The sequence below is a fragment of the Halobacillus sp. BBL2006 genome, assembly GCF_000786645.1.
Taxonomy (GTDB): domain Bacteria; phylum Bacillota; class Bacilli; order Bacillales; family Halobacillaceae; genus Halobacillus.
Genome location: NZ_JRNX01000731.1, coordinates 1 through 3,681, shown reverse-complemented (window position 1 = coordinate 3,681; position 3,681 = coordinate 1). Strand labels below are relative to the sequence as shown.

The window sequence follows — 3,681 nt, the reverse complement described above, 5'->3', positions numbered from 1 at the left end:
ACGGTAACCAGTGAATACTTTGATGTGATCATTATCCATACGGACAGGGATTCGAACCGTCATCATCCGTACAGGTTCTTTCATAAGTTCGTATACTTCATTGGGATAACCTAATTTATCAAGTGCTTTTTTGACCACTGTCTGAGTGGATTTTAACACGTCAAGTTTGTCATTGTTTTCATTTGCAGTATCTGTTGGCTTATCGGCTACCATCCATTTACCTCCTAATATCCATCCATTCGCTTTCAGGGTCATCTTCAGTGAATAGTATACACTTTCGCACCAATTATGGAAAGCGAGAATTGATGATTTTCACCTATTTACCAAAGAAAAATGTAAGCGATTACACTCTTTGTTTTTTCCCTGCTGATGAAAGCTCAACGAATTTTTGTATTAGATCATCATAATTCCAACCGATTTCCTGTGCGGAATCAGGGAATAAACTAGTCGGAGTCATCCCTGGTAGAGTATTAACTTCTAATATGATTGGCTGGTTGTTTTCATTAATAATGAAATCCACTCTCGAATAAACCTCGCAGCCAAGCAGTTGATGGGCAAGAACTGCTTCTTTCTGCAATTGATCCGTAAGTGATTTATCAATTTTCGCAGGGACAATATGCTCACTGCCCCCAGGTTTATATTTTGAATCAAAATCATAATAATCATTCTTCGGAATAATTTCAATTACAGGGAGTGCTTTTTCAATACCCTTAAGTCCGACGACAGGAACGGTAACTTCCCTTCCTCCTACGTAATCTTCTACTAGTATGATAGAATCAGAATTTGCTGCAGTCGCGATTGCTTCTGCAATCTGGTTCTCTTCTTTTACGATCGTTAATCCAAGCGTAGACCCTTCCTGATTTGGCTTGATCACGAATGGCAAAGAAAAAGAATGCTTTACGTCGTCTCCAATCTCTTGAAGTAAAGAATTGTCTGTCACATCATATGTCTTACTTTTCGCAGTTTGAATCCCATTTGAAGCGAAAATCTGCTTTGACTTCGCCTTATCCATTGCTAAAGCAGAGGCTAAGACTCCTGAACCTACATAAGGAATATTTAACATATCCAGTAACCCTTGGATTCTCCCATCCTCTCCAAATCTGCCATGCAGACCTATGAATACTAAATCTACATTCAATTGAAGGACTTCGGTTATTTTTTCCGGTGAGAAATCTATCCCTGTGACTTCATGACCTTTGTTTTTCAACGCTTTTATAATTCCCTGTCCAGTGGATAAGGAAACTTCTCTTTCACCAGAAGTTCCTCCGTATAATACCGCAATCTTCATTGTGCACACTCCATTTCATAACTACATAAAAAATCAAACTACATTCTCATACATCTTAACATGTTCATCCACGGTCTTCTATTTAAAAATAAGTTCTATTATATCTTTATGTTGCTCCTTCATATCCATTTAAAGCTAACGATTGTAGAGGACTCTGGTTCAAGATAATTAGCTCCGTTGTTGTAAAAGGGGAAGGAAAACAAGTCTCCCGGACCACCTTCTGCTCATAACCGCAAGGAATAGAAGAATATCTCGAAATAGGTACTTCTACAATTCTGTACATTTTGATTCGTTTTGTTCATTTATTAGATAAGCCGATCACTAAAATTAACAAAAGCAGTTAACCTATCCGAAAAATAAAAAGAACGAAGCTAAGAGGAAGCAACGTTCATAATCATACAAACCTTATGAGAAATATTCGACAATCCTTTCACAAGCATAACTGTCCATAATGGTCTTGCCGTATTCAATTAAACGATGAGAAGTGGCTGTAGATGCGGAAGCGAATTCTGACAATAACGCAATTACTTGATCGGAATCTAAGTGCCAAATATCTTCATCTCGAAGCAACATATAATAGTTGTCGTGATAAAAATAGACACTTCCTCCGTCTACATCAAGCTGATTCAAATGAATTGATGCCTGGATCACATCTTCAAAGTTATCGAAGCAGAACATCATCTCATTACTTTCATCTAAGGTGACCTTCATTTCCATATAATCTTCTTCATCTTCAATATCAACGGGTTCGGTTCTTGTGACGACGACTAGCATGCCTTGTGCTTGTAGTAAATATACTTGCACCAGTAACACACCCGTTAGTTCCACACCAAGTTCTATGCCAGCATCGTACATCATATCGCTAAATATCCGATGAACCCTTGGAAGATCGCTCCAAAGTTCATCGCGAGACAGCCCTCTGTCCATTAAATCATCAAAAGTGAGAAAGATTTTAAATTTCTCATTAGACATTCTCTCTACTCGCACATGATCGCCCCCCTGTCACTATGTGTGTTATCTATATCCTATGATGACTAATGCGATTATGGCACCTTTTTTCAAATTATATATGACGATTTATACAAGGGGCAACCATTTTAAGCTCTAAGTGAAAATCAGGTCGCGTTCAACCACTCTTCCCAGTCTTTTCTTGTATTCCCGACAATAAATGGTTCAATACGTTTTTTATCAAGTTCTGATAAACGGTCATAAGCATATCCCCCCAGTCCCACCTTAAGTTCAGGGAACTGCTTCTGCAAGGATTCAGCCAATCGTACGGTAATAGGAATGTTTTTCTTTAAGGTACACGACATGAACATGTAAGTAGGATCAACTTCTTCAATGACTATATCGATGTCCCCGCCGGCGATACTCTGACCTAAGTATATGACATCATAGCCCTTACGTTTTAAATACAGAGCAAAAATCAATAACCCCAACTCGTGTCGTTCATTAGGTCCACAGACTAACAGTGCTTTAGGAAGGATTGAGTCAGAAGGCACCGATAATAACATCATTCCGATACGTGAACGAATGAAGTGGCTTGCAAAATGTTCATGAGCACTGGTTATTTGATTCTTCTCCCATAAATCACCAACCTTCACTAACAGAGGCCCTATAATGTCGATTGCAACCGTTTCTGGAGTGAAAAGAGTGAACGCATGATCCAATTTTCTTTGAGCTTCGTGTTCATTAAATGAGAGCAATTGATCGAGCAATTCTTCAGTTATTTTATCTAACTGACTGGATTGACTTGAAGTATCCGTTTCAGTGATCGTTTCCTGATTACTTTCCAGAAGAGAGACGGCTTGCGAGATGGTAAACCCTTTATTTACTTTTTCCATCAGCCATTTCAAGATTTTAAGGTGTTCATCGGAATACAAACGATGTCCCGCTTCATTCCTTGAAGGGCGGATCATTTGATAACGGCGTTCCCAAGCGCGCAGGGTACCAGGCTGAATGCCCAATATCTGAGAAACAGCTTTAATATTGTATTTCGGTTTTGTTGTCGCCATCGGACTGCCTCCAAATTCTCATTTTGCTTATATTATATAGGAATGATAAATATTGTGTAAAATTTGTATATTCTTTTTATAATAATTGGATAATGTCTGTCAAGATTTCCTTATGGTTATCAGGTGACATTCGGCTTTAGTTCCCAAACGAAGCGGCATCAAGCTTGTTCCGTACCCTTCACTTATTAAGAAGGGAATGCCATCGTTACTGAACCATCCTCCCCTTGTATAAGGACCAACTCCGAGAAATCGAATCTGACCACCGTGAGTGTGTCCAGCTAAAACAAGATCAAATCTTTTTTGATCAACTGTATTCATTTGCTTATAGACGTAGGGATCGTGAACACAGAGAATTTGGTAAGGATGAATTGAGTCGAT

At 38.8% G+C, this 3,681-nt stretch carries 3 protein-coding genes and 2 pseudogenes; all 5 read right to left on the bottom strand.

Features of this window, described 5'->3' with window-relative positions; all coding sequences use genetic code 11:
* A pseudogene (locus tag LD39_RS18985) lies at nucleotides 1–213 on the bottom strand (glutamate dehydrogenase); the annotation flags it as partial.
* A 130-nt stretch (nucleotides 214–343) separates the two neighbouring features.
* Entirely contained in the window at nucleotides 344–1,288 is a 945-nt protein-coding gene (locus LD39_RS18980) for a D-alanine--D-alanine ligase (protein WP_035551817.1), read from the bottom strand.
* 405 nt (nucleotides 1,289–1,693) lie between these two features.
* Entirely contained in the window at nucleotides 1,694–2,275 is a 582-nt protein-coding gene (locus LD39_RS18975; protein WP_035551815.1) for a genetic competence negative regulator, read from the bottom strand.
* Between the two features lie 128 nt (nucleotides 2,276–2,403).
* On the bottom strand, nucleotides 2,404–3,303 hold the full coding sequence (locus tag LD39_RS18970) for a MerR family transcriptional regulator (RefSeq protein WP_035551813.1): 900 nt from the start codon (nucleotides 3,301–3,303) through the stop codon (nucleotides 2,404–2,406).
* Nucleotides 3,304–3,402: 99 nt separating this feature from the next.
* A pseudogene (locus tag LD39_RS23660) lies at nucleotides 3,403–3,681 on the bottom strand (metallophosphoesterase); the annotation flags it as partial.

Excerpts from the sequence above, each read along its gene's own strand:
- LD39_RS18980 (WP_035551817.1), bottom strand. The coding sequence starts at position 1,288 with ATGAAGATTGCGGTATTATACGGAGGAACTTCTGGTGAAAGAGAAGTT.
- LD39_RS18970 (WP_035551813.1), bottom strand. The coding sequence starts at position 3,303 with ATGGCGACAACAAAACCGAAATACAATATTAAAGCTGTTTCTCAGATA.